This window comes from Arthrobacter sp. TmtSoilC48 (assembly GCF_059739425.1).
Window position 1 is genome coordinate 1,361,739 of record NZ_AP046049.1, and the last position, 14,818, is coordinate 1,376,556.

Genomic DNA, 14,818 nt, shown 5'->3' on the forward strand with positions numbered 1-14,818 from the left:
GGCTAGGCTTTCTGTCATGACCAAATGGGAGTACGCCACGATTCCGCTCATTATCCACGCCACGAAGCAGATTCTGGACCAATGGGGCGAGGACGGCTGGGAGCTTGTCCAGGTCGTCGGTGGACCCGATGGCAAAGGCCTTGTTGCATACCTGAAGAGGGAGAAGCAGTAATCATGACAACCCCCGCAGAAACCACGTCTGCCGCGGAATCCGGCGCTCCGACGTCGGCTGTTGAGCAGCGTCTCGCCGAGCTCGGCTTGACCCTTCCCGAGGTCGCCACGCCGGTTGCCGACTACGTGCCGGCGGTCGTCTCCGGCAACTACGTTTACACGTCCGGCCAGCTGCCCTTTATTAATGGCAAACTCGAAGCTACGGGCAAGGTCTCGCTCGGCGAGTTGGGTACCTCTGATGAACCAACAGTCGATCCTGAGGATGCCAAGCGCTACGCCGCTGTTTGTGCCATCAACGCCCTCGCTGCCGTCAAGAGCGTCATCGGCGACCTCGACCGCATCACCCGCATCGTCAAAGTAGTTGGCTTTGTTGCATCCGAACCCACGTTTACCGGCCAGCCCGGAGTCATCAACGGCGCCTCCGAACTTCTCGGCCAGGTATTGGGCGACGCCGGCAAGCACGCACGCTCCGCCGTCGGTGTTTCCGTCCTGCCGCTCGACTCTCCCGTCGAAGTCGAGCTCATCGCTGAATTCAGCTAAGGAACCGGTTCACCCAATTGCCGCAGCTTGCCCGCCGCCTGTTCGCACTCCCCCCGGCACTCGAAGGGGCGGCACGAAACTGGCTTGAGCTCGGCGAGCGGACCCCCAGGGCCGCCCGCTACGCATCATCCGTCGTCCTCTTGCGGGACTCACCCACCGGTCTGGAGACCTGGCTTGGTTACAGGCCAGGCTCCTCGCCGCTGGGTGTCGTCGCGTTCCCGGGCGGATCCCTGGACCCGTCCGACGACGACCCCATCGATTGGTTGGGTCCCTCACCCCAGTCCTGGGCTGAGCATATGGGAACGGACGACGTCGGACTCGCCCGCCGCCACGTGGTGGGCGCAATCCGCGAACTCTTCGAGGAAACCGGCGTTCTCCTTGCCGGCCCCGACGCTTCCTCCACCGTGGAGGCCAACTCCACCGTGGAATGGATGAAAGCCAGGGAAGCCGTATCCAGCCAGGAGAAGTCCTTCAGCGAAGTGCTGGCCAAGCGTGGCCTTTCACTGCGCACGGACCTGCTGAAGCCCCTGGTCAACTGGCTCAGCCCCGACTTCGCGCATACCCGTTTCAACACGCGCTATTTTGCCGCCACGGTCCCCGTGAACCAGCAGCCGAGCATCCTGGGCAGCAAGGGAGTCTGGGGCCGTTGGGTGTGCGCCGCGGAAGCCATCGCCCTCCGCGACACCACGGCCCTCGGTGACGAAATAGCCCAGGAAAACACGGTCGGACTCACCCTCGGCCAGCTCCTGGTCCCGGGGTCCGAAATCATGCTCGAAAAAATGGCCCACGCCAACGGCTGCATCGCCTACCTGAGCTACAAGCGCAAAGCCCACGTGTACCAACCCAAACTGGTGGACGAGGGCGGGATTCTCATGCTCGAGGTCGAAGCCGCCAGGACTGTAGCCGGAGAGCCGCAGCGGGAGCGCTAACGGATCTTCTCTCACTTCCCGACGGGTTTTGGCGGATTCTCTCTCACATCCCGACGGGTTTTGGCGGATCTTCTCTCACTTCCCGACGAAAAAAGCCGCCCCGGTTCATCACCGGAGCGGCTCTTTTGTAGGGGCTAGCGCGAACGCTGGCGGAGTCGCTGCATGTCCAGAATGACGACGGCGCGCGCTTCCAGACGCAGCCATCCGCGCTGGACGAACTCGGCCAGTGCCTTGTTGACGGTTTCGCGGGAAGCGCCCACCAGCTGGGCGAGTTCTTCCTGCGTCAGTTCATGGGCAACCAGGACGCCGTCGGTGGCCGGACGGCCGAAGCGGTCAGCCAGGTCCAGGAGCGCCTTGGCGACGCGGCCCGGGACGTCCGAGAAAACGAGGTCGGACAGGGAATCGTTGGTGCGGCGGAGCCTGCGGGCGAGGGCCTGCAACAACTGCGCGGAAACCTCGGGACGTGTGCGGAGCAGCGCGTTGAGGCTTTCGTTCTTCAATCCTGCCAGGCGCGTTTCGGAGACGGCGGTGGCCGTGGCGGTGCGGGGGCTGGGGTCGAACAACGCCATTTCGCCGAAGAGTTCTCCCGGGCCGAGGATGGCCAACAGGGACTCGCGGCCATCGGGGGAGGTGCGGCCGAGCTTTACCTTGCCGGAAACGATGAAGTACAGCTGGTCACCCTGGTCGCCTTCGCGGAATACCGAAGCCCCGCGTGAGAGGTCCACCTCGGTGAGTTCGTCCGTCAGCAAGCGGAATGCGTCGTCGTCAAGGGTGGCGAAGAGGGGTGCGCGGCGCAATACCTCGATGTCCATGAAATCTCCTGAATATAAGTTTCGGTCGTGGCGCTCCAGCCATTGTTTCAGAATTTTTAAGCTTCTGTGACGTACTTGGCAGGCGAAACGCTGAAACGGCGCGGTTTTTGCCCCTATCGGGCCTTGTTTGCCGTGCCTTTGAACGCTCGGAGCGACCCCTTATCGTGATGGGACTAACGGTTCCCTGTCAGGGTGCCCATCTACAATTGGCGCTACCCGGTTACGAGGAGCATTGGTGTTTGGCTTGACGATTTTGGATTTGGCATTGATCTTGATGCTGCTGTCCTACCTGATCTATGGCCTGCGAAATGGCTTCCTGGTGACACTGGGCGGAATTGCCGGTTTTGTGGTCGGCGCGATTGCTGCATTCATGGCTGTTCCACTGGTGAGCGGCTGGGTGAGCGACAGCGGTTGGAGGCTGACCGCAACGGTGGGTGCCGCCGTCGTGCTCATTGCTTTGGGCCATGGGCTGGGGACCATGATCGGGCGAAAAGTCCGCCATGCTGTGCGGATCAAGCCGTTGCACGCCGCTGACCGGTTGATTGGCGGCGTTGTCAGCGTGGTGGTTGCCGCTCTGGTGATGTCCATGCTGGCGTTCAGCATCAGTTCGCTTGGTGTGCCGTTCGTCTCACAGCAGTTGGCCCAGTCGCGCGTCATCCGATACATCGATTCGTTGACGCCGACGCCGGTGAAAACCACGATGGCACAACTGCGATCAACGGTGATCGGCGACGGTATTCCCAAGCTGATTGAGGGCTTCGGCCCAGCGACGCCGGTTCCGGTTCCCAACGAGTCCACTGACACTCCAGCCCTGAACCAGGCCGCCGAGTCCGTCCTGAAGATCGCGGGCACGGCTTTTGAATGCGGCCAGAACCAGACGGGATCCGGATTTGTGGTGGCGCCCGGGCGCGTCGTGACCAATGCACACGTTGTGGCGGGCGTGTCGCAGCCGGTGGTCGAGATTCCCGACGGCGGCGCGTTGCCGGGTCGGGTGGTCTACTTCGACTCCCAGCGGGATATCGCGGTTTTGGCCGTGGACGGACTTTCATCGGATCCGCTTCAGCTGAGTCCAGACCTGGCCGCCGGCAGCCCGGCAGCTTTTGCCGGCTACCCGCATGGAGGTCCGTTCCAGTCCAAACCGGCAACCGTCCAAGGAATTTCGACCATTCTTGTTCCTGATATTTATGGCAGCAATCCCTCTCCGGAGTTGGTCTACAAGCTTGCGGGCGACGTTCAACCCGGTAACTCGGGAGGGCCGCTGCTCACCATGCAGGGGCAGGTAGCCGGATTGATCTTTGCCAAGACCACTACTGATGCTGCGGTTGGCTTCGCGCTCACCATGGAGGACATCCAGCCCGTGGCTGCCCAAGCTTCAGGTCTTAGCGCTCCGGTTTCGCCCGGGCAGTGCACACGCAAGTAACTTTGAGGGCAATTCCCGGACATTCTCCCGTCGCCTAATAGATTGGGAGTCATGACTGAAGCCACCCCCGCCACCGAAGCTGGTCGCGGCACCATTCTTGTGATCAACGGACCGAACCTTAACCTTTTGGGCACCAGGGAGCCCGAGAAGTACGGCACTTCCACGCTCGCCGACGTCGAGCAGCTGGCAATGTCAGCGGCGGCCGCGCATGGCTTCACGGTGGACTGCGTTCAGTCCAACCACGAAGGGGACATCCTCGACGCCATCCATGCAGCACGCGGAACGGCGTCGGGAATCGTCATCAATGCCGGTGCCTTCACCCACACGTCGGTGGCACTTCGTGACGCCCTGGCCGCGGTTCAGCTGCCCGCCGTTGAAGTACACATCACCAACGTTCATCAGCGCGAAGAGTTCCGGCACCACTCCTACTTGTCCGGCGTGTGCAACGCGATCATCGTGGGCGCGGGCGTGCTCGGTTACAAGCTGGCCATTGATTACCTGGCTGAAACGGTATAGCCGGGCGGAAGTGAGAGAGGGTTCCCGGGGAGCCGTCAGGACGTGAGAGAGGGCTACAGGGCAGTGAACCGCAGCAAAAGCGCGTGCTCCGGGTTCAAGACGGGCATCGGAAGGCCCACCTCGCCCAGGAAGCGTCCCGAAGCTTCAGCCCCGGACGCCACCCACGGCGCCGGCTTTGCCTCAGTGAACGTGTGCCCGTAGTCGGCATCCCCGGGTGCTGGGAAGATCGCCTCTACCCGGTATGAGCGGGCAGGATCCAACCCTGGAATGGTCACCCGTCCGGGCAGTTCGCTAAAGCCTGTCCGGGTCTTGACTACGGCGAACAGAGCAGCCGTGGCACCGGACGTTGGAGCGTCAGCCACCACGCCGTGCAGCATCATGGACTCGTCCGGCACATCGGCCCGCACCATCCGTCCACTGTGGATCAACCCCCGGTGCTCTTTGTACAGGGTGATGAACCGCTTGAGTTCCTCACGCTCAGCCCCCTGGACTTCCCGGATGTCCCATTCCATGCCGAAATGGCCAAAAAGCGCCGTGATGGCCCGGAACGACAAGTCATGCGTCCGGGCCGTGGTGTGCGAGGAGGTCGGTCCGATGTGTCCGCCCACCAGCTCCGGGGGAACCACCAAACCGGTCCAGCGCTGGATGGTTTGCCGCTCCAACGCGTCATTGCAGTCCGAGGCCCAGATCCGGTCGGTGCGTTCCAGGATTCCAAGGTCCACGCGGGCGCCACCGGAGGAGCAACTTTCGATCTCGACGCCCGGGTGCGCTGCACGGAGGGCATCGAAGAGCCGGTAAGCGGCAAGGGTCTGTTCATGCACGGACGATCGGCCGGCATGGCCGTGCTCCACGAGGTCCCGGTTTTGGTCCCACTTGAGGTAACTGATGTTGTTTTCACGCAGCAGGCTGTCAATCCGATCAAAAACGTACTGCCATGCTTCGGGGTTCACGAGGTCAATGATGTGCTGGTGTCGCCATTCGAGAGGCAGCCGGCCACCGTCCTTGAAGGACAGGGCAGAAGGTCCAACGATCCACTCGGGGTGGGCGCGGGCGATGTCGGAGTCAAGGTTCACCATCTCCGGTTCAACCCATAGGCCAAACTCCATCCCGCGCGAAGTCACTGCATCAATTAATGGCGTCAGGCCGCTTGGCCAAAGGGTTTCATCGACGTACCAGTCACCCAGCCCGGCGTGGTCGTCCCGGCGTCCGCGGAACCACCCGTCGTCGAGCACGAAACGCTCAACGCCAAGGTCTGCAGCCGATTCCGCCAGCTCGATCAGGGTGTCCAGTTTGTGGTCGAAGTACACCGCTTCCCAGGTGTTGAGGACCACTGGCCGCGGTTTTGCAGCGACGTCCACGTGGTGCGGGCGTGACCGGAACCAGCTGTAGAAGGCTTCACTGATGCCGTCCAAACCGTGGCCGGAGTAGGCGGCAAACAACGCCGGCGTCGTGTAGCTTTCACCGGGTTGCAGCACTACTTCTGCGGGACCAAGGAGTTCGGAACCGCCGATCATGGTGCGGCCATCGGCCACGCTGTCAGCAAATTGCTCGTGGTTTCCGCTCCACGCCAAATGCGTGGCCCAGACTTTGCCGTGCCGGTTGCCGAAGCCTGCGGTTCCTGCCGCGAGCAGCAGCGAGGAATCGTGCCCAGTGCGGCCGTGACGGCCAGTGCGGACCCAGGTTCCTTGCTGGATGGCCCTGCGCTGTGGGTGCCGTTCGCGGCACCAACGGCCGGTAAGGTCCAAAAGCTCGACGGCGTCCGGTGCCACCGGGAGAATCGTCGCCAATTCGTCCACCTGGAAAGGCGACGTGCCGTCGTTGGTGACTGTGTGCCGTAGTTCCAAAAGCCCACCCGGGTGCAAGGTGAGGTTGCTCGTGACGGTGATGCCGGCGTCGGGATCTGATTGAACGATCACCGCCGACGCCCCGTCCCCGTAGGCGCTCACCGCCCGCAGGCGTACGGAGAAGTCATGCCCGGGAACGCCATCGGTGAACCGGTGTCCGCGCAATCCCGGCCGGCCCTGCCACGAGGAGGAAGCCTGGGGAAGGAGCCCGGCCGGCACGTTGGCGTCGATCGAGGAAGGAGGGATGGGCTCACTGAGGATGGAAAGGTCCGGAAGGGCGTCGCCCAGGTCTGCTCCCCAGTGGGATATTTCGGCCTCTCCTCGGTGAGTGCTGATCACCAGGCTGGTACCTGCGGAACGGAGATAGAGCGGGTGCATGGGTATGAATCGCTTTCAAAAGATGGTGCTGGACTTGTGAGGCCTGCTCTGCGTCCCAACGGGGCATCAAAGAGCGCAGAGCAGGCGCCACAACGGGAGGTTTTACTTGAAGAGGGCGTTGACCTGTTCGTTGGCGGCCGTAAGGGAACTGGCCGGGGACTTGCCGGCGATCACCGCGTCCATGGCCGGCTTCATGATTCCCGCAACCTTGGCGGCGTTGTCCGTGATGGGGAGCATGAAGGTGGTCTTGTCCTTCACATGCTGGGTGAAGGCGCTGACGTCCACGTTCTTGGCCTTGAAGGCGTCAGCGGCCTTCTCGGAAGAGGTGGTGATGGCCGGGAACACGACGGCCTTGGAAGCGACGACGTCCTGGCACGCGGCAGAGCCGAGGTACTCGACCCACTTGATGGAAGCATCCTTTTTCTTCGTGCCGGCCCAGATGGAATCGGCCAGGCCGTTGAACATGGAGGCGCGCTTGCCGTCGGGGCCCTGAGGGGTGGGGGCGATGCCGACGTCGATGCCCTTGTAGCCGGTGTATTGGCCGATCATCCAGGAACCATTGCTGTTGATGGCAGCTTTCCCCGCGCCGAAGCTATCGGCAGCGTTGGCGCCCACGGTGGTTTCAAGCTTGGGCATGTAGCCCTTCGCAGCGAGTGAGGCCCACCAGTCAATGGTGTCCTGGAGTTTCTCGTCGTCGTAGTTGAAGTGGGTGCCCCAGGGGTTCTTGTCCGTGGTGGTCCAGCCCGTGGTGGCGGACAGGTAGCTCCACTGCGTCTGGCCGGCGTTCTCGGCGTCGGAGCCTGGCAGCCCCAATCCGTAGACGGCAACGTTGTTCTTGTCGAAGCCTGCTTCGTCGCCGCGCTTGCCGTTCTTGTCCACGGTGAGGCGGGCGATCGCCTTCTCGTACGTTCCGCTGTCCTGCGGGTTCCAGTTCAGGGAGCCCATCTGTTCCGGGGTGATGCCGGCGTCCGTGGCCATCTTCTGGTTGTAGAACAGTGCGATGGTGTCCCAGTCCTTGGGCAGGCCGTAGCGCTTGCCGTCCTGGCCCACCCAGAGGTCGGCGAGGCCCTCGTTGTACTGCGAAAGCTCTACCTTGTCTTTGGTGACGGCGTCGTCAAGTGCCACGAGCTGCTTGGTCTTGAGGAAGTCCGGGTACTTGGACAGGTGGTCGGTAAAGACGTCCGGCGCGGTGCCGGAGGCCATGCCGTTGGTGATCTTGGACCAGTAGTCATCCCAGCCGGTCTGGGTGATCTTGACGGTGATGTCTGGGTTGGCCTTGGTGAAGTCCGCGGCGCACTGTTGGTAGGCGGGGAGCTGGTTGGCGTCCCAGAGCCAGTAGCTGATTTCGCCCTTGGCAGCATCTCCTCCGGCGCTTCCGCCCGAACAGGCGGACAGGGCGAGAGCGGCGGCTGCTGCTACGGCGACAGCGCCGAATGCCTTCTTGTTCATCATGGTGTGTCCTTTCAGGACGGGATGGGGTGCGGTCCGGCCCATGCCGGTGCCGCGGGAGTGCGGTGGAGAAAGCTATTTGGTGCCGTTGAAGCCGATGGAGTTGACGATCCGTTTGCCGAAGATGGCGAAGAGGATCAGCACGGGCGTGGCGGACACGAGCGTTGCGGCCATGAGCCCGGACCAGTCCGGTGCGCCTTGCGGGGACTGGGATTTGAAGACTCCCAGACCCACGGTGAGCACCCGGGATTCTTCGGAGGTGCCCACGAGCAGGGGCCAGAAGTATTCGTTCCACTGGCCCATGAAGGTCAGCAGTGCCAGGGTCGCGATCGGTGCGGCCGCGTTGGGCATGATGATCTGGAAGAAGATCCGCCAGTGCTTGGCGCCGTCGAGCATGGCCGCCTCTTCGACTTCCCGGGACATGTTCAGGAAGAACTGGCGCATGAAGAAGATCGCGAACGGGGTCATGAACAGGTAAGGCAGCACGAGCCCGAGCATGGAATTCAACAGGCCCAGGTTCTTGATGAGCAGGAAGTTGGGCAGGGCGGTGAAGATCGGCGGGACGAGCATGGTGGCAAGGAACAGGGAGAAGACGGCGTCGCGGCCCTTCCATCGCAGCCGGGAGAAGGCATAGGCGGCCATCGAACTGAAGAACACGGCGCAGGCTGTGGTGATGCCTGAGAAGAGCAACGAATTCCACAGGTACTGCCAGAAGTTGATCGAGGCACCGGAGCCGCCTTCTGCGATGGCTTCGGAGGCACTTTGGAGGCCGAAGACCCGCTTGAACGCGCCTAGGTTGAAGTCGGCCGGCAACAAGTTGCCGGAGTTCGCTGCGAGGGATCCATTGGAGGACAGGGCCGTGCGAAGCACCCAGTAGAAGGGCAGGATGCTCACGGCGATGGCAACGGCGAGAAGGGTCAAGGCGATGGCGCGGCGCCAGTTGAAGGGGCGGCTGGAAGGACGACGGCGGGCGCCGTTCTTGTGGGAGGCAAGAGTGGTCATGGCGTGTCCTTAGTCCAGGTCAGACTGGTTGCCGCGGAGGAACTTCATTTGGATGAAGGCAACGATGGCGAGGATGAGGAAGAGGATGACGGCCAGGGCGGATCCGTAGCCGAAGTCCTGTTCGTTGAACGCGCGCTGGTAGATGTAGAACTGCAGCACGCGGGTCGCGTTGACAGGTCCGCCAGCGGTGGTGACGGCAACGGTGTCGAAGACCTGGAAGGAACCGATCACGGTCACAACGAGGACAAGCACCAGGACCGGGCGCAGCAGCGGCAGAGTGATCCGCCAGAAAGTGCTCACGGCCTTGGAACCGTCGATGCTTGCAGCCTCGTAGACGCTGTTGGGGATGGCCTGCAGGCCGGCGAAGATCAGTAGTGCTGTGTAGCCCATGTGCCGCCAGGTATTGATGAGTGCCTGGGTGGGGATGGCCCATTGCTCGCTGCCGAAGAAGGCCACCCGAGGCAGCCCGGTCCATTCGATGACCTGATTGATGATTCCGATCTGGTAGTCAAGCATCCAGAACCACAGCAGGGCCGCGATGACGTTGGCCATCAGATAGGGCATCAGGAGTGCACCGCGGATAAGTGTGGACTTTGCCACCCGGTGCATCAGGATTGCCAGGCCCAGGGCCAACGCCGTCTGAAGGACAATGTTGATCACGACATATTCAGAGGTGACGCCCAGGGCGTTCCAGAACAGCGGATCCTTGGCTATGCGTTCGTAATTCCTGGCACCAATCCATTCCGGGTCACCCAGGATGCTGTACTCGGTGAAGCTCAGGTAGATGCCCCGGATGGTCGGCACGAGGTAGAAGAGGATCAATCCGACCATCGCGGGAGCGATGAAGAAGAGAGCGACCTTCAGGTCCCCGATGCCGCGGAAGCCGTCGGACGGTTTTCCCCGTTTCCGGGACTTTCGGGGCCCCCTGGGGACGGAGAGCCCCGGATCGGGTTGCTTGGTTAGCGTGGTCATCGTCGACCCTTTCCTAGCTGTGATGTGAATAACAACTGGGATAGAATCTACACGAGTAGATTTAGCTTGTGCAACCCTTTTTGGGATTTTTTGTTCGTTTATGTCCAATCTGTTGACTCGAGTAGATCGCAATGGAAGACTCAAGCGAACCCACTAAAGGTCACAACAAACTGCTGCCGAGTCAGCTTCAGGGAAGGCAAACGATGACGTTTTCGATCGGTGTTCTAGGTGTCGGGCAATTCGGCAGCCAGTTCGCGCACCTCTTCAAGCTCCACCCCGGCGTCAGTGCCGTCTACGTGGTGGATGAACTACCGGAGCGAGCTACGGCGGCTCAGGAACGCTGGGGCCTTGATGGCGTGTTGGGAAGTTTTGAAGAACTCCTGGAGTCCGACGTCGATGCTGTCGCCATCTTCACGCAACGGTGGACTCACGGACCCCTCGTCGAGCGGGCGCTGCGCGCCGGCAAGCACGTGTACTCCGCCGTGCCGATGGCGATCTCCGAAGCCGAAATCGAACGGATCATCCAAGCCGTGCGCGACACCAAGCTTGTTTACGCCATGGGGGAGACCAGCTACTACAACCCTGCAACAGTCTTCGCCCGGCAACAGCATGCGGCCGGGAAGTTTGGCCGGATCTTCTACACCGAAGGCGACTACGTCCACGACATGGACCTGGGTTTCTACGAGGCCTACCAGTACAGCGGTGGCGAACGGTGGAAGGAAACGGCGAGCTACCCGCCCATGCTGTACCCGACCCACGCCATCGGCGGCGTCCTCGGCGCAGTGCCAGCCCACGCTGTCAGCGTCAGTTGCATTGGGGTCAAGGACGATCGCGGCGATGGCGTCTTCGATAAGGACATCAGCATGTTCGCCAACGACTTCTCGAATGCTACGGCCTTGTTCGAAATGAACGACGGCGGTGCGATGCGCACCAACGAGATGCGCCGCGTCGGCTATCCCTCGCATCTACGCGAATCCCGTTTCCGCTTTTTTGGCACGGAAGCCAGTTTCGAGCAGCTCGCAACCACCACGGTGTGGCAGGACAAGTCTTCTGTGCAAGACGTGTCTGAGCAGGTGGAGACGAAACCGACCATGTCCGCGGATGACCCGTCCCTAGCTGACGTCGCACCCGAACTGCGGGATGCCTTCATCTCAGGCCTGGCACCCGTGCACGACCAATCACGGCTTCCGGAAGAATTCCTCGGAGCGCCCAACGGACACGAAGGCAGCCACCAATTCCTGGTGGACGATTTTGTCACTGCGGTCAACAACCGGACCTTGCCGCCCGTGAACGCCTGGGTTGCGGCCCGGTTCACCTTGCCCGGCATCGTCGCCCACGAATCCGCCCTCCGCGGTGGCGAACGCCTTCCTATCCGCGACTTCGGCGACGCTCCCTCCTTGTAGCTAGCATTTACCTCATGACAACTTCGGCAGTACAAACCCCGCGCGGACCGGTTACACGCAAGGACGTGGCCCGGTACGCCGGGGTGAGTACCGCCGTCGTGAGCTATGTTGTAAACGGCGGGCCCAAGAACGTGGCCCCGGCGACGGAAGCCAAAGTGCGCGATGCCATCCGTATCCTCGGCTACCGTCCCAACGCTGCAGCGCGGGCTCTGAAGCTCGGCTCAAGCGAAACCGTGGGCGTGATTGTTCCCGACAACACCAACCCCTTTTTCTCGCAGCTCGCCCACGCTGTTGAAGATGCTGCGGCAGAACTTGGCTACGGCATGGTCCTCACCAACTCCGGCGGCAGCCTGGCCAAAGAGCGCCAAAACATCCGCAACCTTGCCGCACGGCAAGTGGACGGAGTGTTCCTGGCCAGCTGTGTGTTCGACCCCGACCTGACCGACCTTGAAGCCTCGGAAATCCCGTCGGTGTTGCTGAACAATGCCGGTTCGCCCCCAGGGTTTACCAGCGTAGGTGTGGACCTCGAAGCAGGCGCCCGGGCCGCCGTCGAGCACCTCATAGGCCACGGCCACACAAACATTGGCCTGGCCATAGGAACCAACACAGGTAACCAGCTCGACGGGCGTGAAGTGGGCTGGCTTCGAACTTTGCGTGACGCTGGACTGCCGGATGGCCCCATGCTTCATGGCGAGTTCAGCAGGCCGGGAGGCTACGAGGTAGGCAAGCGTTTCCTCGCCATGGCCAACCGACCCACGGCAATTTTCGCCAGCAACGACATGCAAGCCATCGGAATCCTCCGCGCCCTCCACGAGGCGGGCGTTCGGGTGCCTGATGACATTGCCTTGGTGTCCTTCGACGGTTCCCTTGATTCCGAATACAGTTGGCCGGCGTTGACCACTGTGGCCCAGCCCGTTGAGGCCATGGCTGAAGCCGCTGTTCGGGCGCTCGTGGGGGAGGGCCGGGGAGAGGCACTGCAGCACAGCATCCTGCCCACCGAGTTGATCGTGCGCCAGTCCTGCGGCTGCAAGTAAGCATCCAACGTTCTCTCACATCCTGCCGTGTTGGTGCGGATGTTCTCTCACTTCCTGCCGTCTGGAGGGCCGATGTTCTCTCACATCCTGCCGGTCGATGTGAGAGAACATCGGTCAAAATAGGCTCCGATGTGAGAGAGCGTCCGTCAAAAAGGGCCCCGATGTGAGAGAGCATCGGGGGTTACGAGTCCATGTTGGCGTAGCGTTCGGGCCGGGCGAGTACTTGGCTGATCTGCGCCGTGCCCGCGGCCAGGGCGAGCCGGACCAACAGGAAACCGGCCGCAAAAACTCCACCGACGGTCAGGAACACCACGGGCCTGGTCAACAAGGCAGGACCCGCCAGTGGGAGAACCAACGCCGCTGCTGCGGCCGCAGAGATGCCCGCCACCAGGAGCAACGGCGACATCACTGCCCTGACGCGTGCAGCCACCATTAGTTTCTGCGGCATCCCTACCCGGTCCAGGGCGACGAGGGTGGAGGCGCGGTCGAGCACGGCGGCGGCTTGGTTCACGCCCGAGGAACAGGCCACCATCAGGAATGAGCCCAGCAGGGTGATCATCACGCCGGTGTTGATATCACGCACCAGCAGCGTGGTTTCATCCGACGTGCTGCCGCCCATCGTGTCCGCGACCGCCATGCCGACGCCCACGAACACTCCCACAAAACTGGTCATCGCGACGCCCCCAACTTGTCGCCACGATTCCTTGGGACTTTCCAGGACTGTCCGGGCAGCGAGCAGTTGTTCGGGACGCCTTGCCCTCTTGAGTTGCGATGACGCCTGCAGCCGCAGGACCCATGGCCCCATCAGATTCAGTGCAAGCAGCGCCAGTCCGAAGCAGCTGCCCATGACGGCGATAATCACCAGAAACGCGCCCAAGCTGCTGAGCATGCCCATGGCCACAACTCCGAACACCACCACCACAGCCGCGATGACACCGCGGACCCAGTGGGCGCCGTCGGCCGTTTGCCTGGTCCGCACGCCCAGTGGCGTCAGTACCACCTTCCGCAGGCCAAGCGCAGCGCTCGCTGCGGCAAGCGGGCAAACCGCCAGGATACAGGCCAGGATGGACGGCACGGACAACCAGGCATGGCTGCCGATCGCCTGTCCACGGAACTGGATCAGCCCGAGGAACGGCGCCGCGCAGGCGTACAGTCCCGCGCCCGCCACGGCCCCGATTGCCGCCAGGACTGTTGACTCCATGATCGTCATCCACATGACCGTGGCGCTGCTGGCGCCCAAGAGGCGAAGGGAGGCCAAGCGGTCATCACGACGACGGGCGGCGAGTCGCGCTGCAGAGGCGCCGAGCGTCAGCAGCGGTATAACGAGCAAAACCATGGCGACGACGGCCAGCGCCTGGTATGTGCCCGCGATGTCATCAGACCAGGACCAAAAGACTTGGGAACCGCCGGCCACCGTTAAGAGGAGTGCCGTGACGGTGCCGAACGCGAGAACAGGCAACCCGGCGTCGCGCAGTTTGGTTTGGTGCAGCCCGGTTTGACGAAGGCTGCTGCCCCGCGAAAGGTACGGGGCGAGGCGAAGGGCAAGGGCAAGGCTAGACATTGAACGCACCCTTGAAGTCCGTGGCTGCGGGAGCCGGCTGGCTGGGAGCGGGAACAGCACAGCCAGTGTCCGCTACGATTCGGCCGTCACGCAGCTCAACGACGCGCTGGCAGCGTGCTGCCACGTTGGGATCGTGCGTGACCACCAGCAGTGTCCGACCATTGGCTGCGACGGATTGAAGCAACACGTCCAGGACTTCATTCGAGGTAGCGGAGTCCAGGGCACCTGTGGGTTCGTCGGCGAAGACGAAGCGTGCCCCCGTGACCTGGGCCCGGGCGATGGCCACCCGCTGGACCTGCCCGCCGGACAATTCACCGAGCCTGCGCTGTTCCATGCCGCCCAGGCCAAGGGCCGCCAGCCACTCCGCCGCACGGGCCTCGGAGGTAGTCCGATCGGTGCCGTTCAGCATCAGCGCCAAAGCCACGTTCTCAAGGGCGGTCAGTTCCTGGAGCAGCATGCCCTGCTGGAAGACGAAACCGAATTCCTCCCGGCGGAGACGCGAAAGCGCCCCATCTCCGAGGGAATCCAACCGGATCGGTCCGGCCGCCGAGCTCAAGGTGACCGTACCGGCGTCGGGCTTCAAAATCCCGGCCAGGCAGTGCAGAAGGGTGGTCTTACCGGAACCCGACGGCCCAATGATTGCAATGGATTCACCCGCGATTGCGGCGAAGTCCACGTGGTCGAGCGCGATATTGCCGGGGTAGTGCTTGGTGAGTTGCTGGGCGTGGAGGATGGCGTTCATGAATCCAGCATCCCCAAAGGCCCAATCCCTCGGCGTCAGCCCACT

General features: G+C 62.6%; 14 protein-coding genes. 7 read left to right on the forward strand and 7 right to left on the reverse strand.

The window, feature by feature from the left end; translation table 11 throughout:
* Positions 1-16 precede the first annotated feature (16 nt).
* The 3 genes from sp36 to AC6I97_RS06540 are packed head-to-tail and all read left to right on the forward strand — an operon-like array spanning position 17 to position 1,640.
* Complete coding sequence (gene sp36 / locus AC6I97_RS06530; protein WP_011775990.1) at positions 17-172, forward strand: Sp36 family protein; 156 nt, start codon at positions 17-19, stop codon at positions 170-172.
* Between the two features lie 2 nt (positions 173-174).
* Positions 175-711, forward strand: a complete 537-nt coding sequence (locus tag AC6I97_RS06535) for a RidA family protein (RefSeq protein ID WP_224088861.1) — start codon at positions 175-177, stop codon at positions 709-711.
* 17 nt (positions 712-728) lie between these two features.
* On the forward strand, positions 729-1,640 hold the full coding sequence (locus AC6I97_RS06540) for an NUDIX hydrolase (RefSeq protein WP_224165315.1): 912 nt from the start codon (positions 729-731) through the stop codon (positions 1,638-1,640).
* 134 nt (positions 1,641-1,774) lie between these two features.
* Here AC6I97_RS06540 and AC6I97_RS06545 read toward each other — a convergent pair whose 3' ends face one another.
* Positions 1,775-2,452, reverse strand: coding sequence for a Crp/Fnr family transcriptional regulator (locus AC6I97_RS06545; protein WP_011775987.1), 678 nt, complete (start codon positions 2,450-2,452; stop codon positions 1,775-1,777).
* Between the two features lie 235 nt (positions 2,453-2,687).
* Here AC6I97_RS06545 and AC6I97_RS06550 point away from each other — a divergent pair, with 235 nt between their 5' ends.
* Together AC6I97_RS06550 and aroQ are read left to right on the forward strand one after the other, a co-directional pair.
* Positions 2,688-3,872 (forward strand): MarP family serine protease, encoded by a 1,185-nt coding sequence (locus tag AC6I97_RS06550; protein ID WP_497944442.1) that lies wholly within the window; start codon positions 2,688-2,690, stop codon positions 3,870-3,872.
* A 51-nt stretch (positions 3,873-3,923) separates the two neighbouring features.
* Positions 3,924-4,388: a type II 3-dehydroquinate dehydratase gene (gene aroQ, locus AC6I97_RS06555; RefSeq protein WP_497944443.1), complete on the forward strand. Its 465-nt coding sequence runs from the start codon at positions 3,924-3,926 to the stop codon at positions 4,386-4,388.
* A gap of 53 nt (positions 4,389-4,441) precedes the next feature.
* On the opposite strand, the gene AC6I97_RS06560 is transcribed toward aroQ, so the two are convergent.
* The 4 genes from AC6I97_RS06560 to AC6I97_RS06575 all read right to left on the reverse strand — a co-directional run bounded on the left by AC6I97_RS06560 (position 4,442) and on the right by AC6I97_RS06575 (position 10,033).
* Positions 4,442-6,610, reverse strand: a complete 2,169-nt coding sequence (locus AC6I97_RS06560; protein ID WP_497944444.1) for an alpha-galactosidase — start codon at positions 6,608-6,610, stop codon at positions 4,442-4,444.
* Between the two features lie 102 nt (positions 6,611-6,712).
* Positions 6,713-8,062 carry an ABC transporter substrate-binding protein gene (locus AC6I97_RS06565; RefSeq protein ID WP_497944445.1) on the reverse strand — a complete coding sequence of 450 codons (1,350 nt, stop codon included), beginning with the start codon at positions 8,060-8,062 and terminating at the stop codon, positions 6,713-6,715.
* 72 nt (positions 8,063-8,134) lie between these two features.
* Positions 8,135-9,061: a carbohydrate ABC transporter permease gene (locus AC6I97_RS06570; protein WP_224088856.1), complete on the reverse strand. Its 927-nt coding sequence runs from the start codon at positions 9,059-9,061 to the stop codon at positions 8,135-8,137.
* A gap of 9 nt (positions 9,062-9,070) precedes the next feature.
* Positions 9,071-10,033, reverse strand: a complete 963-nt coding sequence (locus AC6I97_RS06575) for a carbohydrate ABC transporter permease (protein ID WP_497944446.1) — start codon at positions 10,031-10,033, stop codon at positions 9,071-9,073.
* Between the two features lie 203 nt (positions 10,034-10,236).
* On the opposite strand from AC6I97_RS06575, the gene AC6I97_RS06580 reads away from it, so the two are divergent.
* Positions 10,237-11,436 (forward strand): Gfo/Idh/MocA family protein, encoded by a 1,200-nt coding sequence (locus AC6I97_RS06580; RefSeq protein WP_224088854.1) that lies wholly within the window; start codon positions 10,237-10,239, stop codon positions 11,434-11,436.
* Positions 11,437-11,450: 14 nt separating this feature from the next.
* Positions 11,451-12,470, forward strand: a complete 1,020-nt coding sequence (locus AC6I97_RS06585; RefSeq protein ID WP_309925065.1) for a LacI family DNA-binding transcriptional regulator — start codon at positions 11,451-11,453, stop codon at positions 12,468-12,470.
* Between the two features lie 181 nt (positions 12,471-12,651).
* Here the strand turns inward: AC6I97_RS06585 and AC6I97_RS06590 are convergent, their stop codons facing one another.
* Together AC6I97_RS06590 and AC6I97_RS06595 are read right to left on the reverse strand one after the other, a co-directional pair.
* The gene (locus AC6I97_RS06590; RefSeq protein ID WP_497944447.1) at positions 12,652-14,031 is read right to left on the reverse strand and encodes an FtsX-like permease family protein; all 1,380 of its coding nucleotides are present in this window, start codon (positions 14,029-14,031) and stop codon (positions 12,652-12,654) included.
* Positions 14,024-14,773 (reverse strand): ABC transporter ATP-binding protein, encoded by a 750-nt coding sequence (locus tag AC6I97_RS06595; RefSeq protein ID WP_497944448.1) that lies wholly within the window; start codon positions 14,771-14,773, stop codon positions 14,024-14,026. Before AC6I97_RS06595 ends, AC6I97_RS06590 begins: the two co-directional genes overlap by 8 nt.
* Positions 14,774-14,818: the final 45 nt, after the last annotated feature.

Coding starts and splice junctions, on each gene's coding strand:
- AC6I97_RS06580 (WP_224088854.1), top strand. CDS start 10,237: ATGACGTTTTCGATCGGTGTTCTAGGTGTCGGGCAATTCGGCAGCCAG.
- AC6I97_RS06595 (WP_497944448.1), bottom strand. CDS start 14,773: ATGAACGCCATCCTCCACGCCCAGCAACTCACCAAGCACTACCCCGGC.
- AC6I97_RS06590 (WP_497944447.1), bottom strand. CDS start 14,031: ATGTCTAGCCTTGCCCTTGCCCTTCGCCTCGCCCCGTACCTTTCGCGG.
- AC6I97_RS06565 (WP_497944445.1), bottom strand. CDS start 8,062: ATGATGAACAAGAAGGCATTCGGCGCTGTCGCCGTAGCAGCAGCCGCC.
- AC6I97_RS06575 (WP_497944446.1), bottom strand. CDS start 10,033: ATGACCACGCTAACCAAGCAACCCGATCCGGGGCTCTCCGTCCCCAGG.
- AC6I97_RS06570 (WP_224088856.1), bottom strand. CDS start 9,061: ATGACCACTCTTGCCTCCCACAAGAACGGCGCCCGCCGTCGTCCTTCC.
- AC6I97_RS06560 (WP_497944444.1), bottom strand. CDS start 6,610: ATGCACCCGCTCTATCTCCGTTCCGCAGGTACCAGCCTGGTGATCAGC.
- AC6I97_RS06545 (WP_011775987.1), bottom strand. CDS start 2,452: ATGGACATCGAGGTATTGCGCCGCGCACCCCTCTTCGCCACCCTTGAC.
- AC6I97_RS06585 (WP_309925065.1), top strand. CDS start 11,451: ATGACAACTTCGGCAGTACAAACCCCGCGCGGACCGGTTACACGCAAG.
- AC6I97_RS06535 (WP_224088861.1), top strand. CDS start 175: ATGACAACCCCCGCAGAAACCACGTCTGCCGCGGAATCCGGCGCTCCG.
- sp36 (WP_011775990.1), top strand. CDS start 17: ATGACCAAATGGGAGTACGCCACGATTCCGCTCATTATCCACGCCACG.
- aroQ (WP_497944443.1), top strand. CDS start 3,924: ATGACTGAAGCCACCCCCGCCACCGAAGCTGGTCGCGGCACCATTCTT.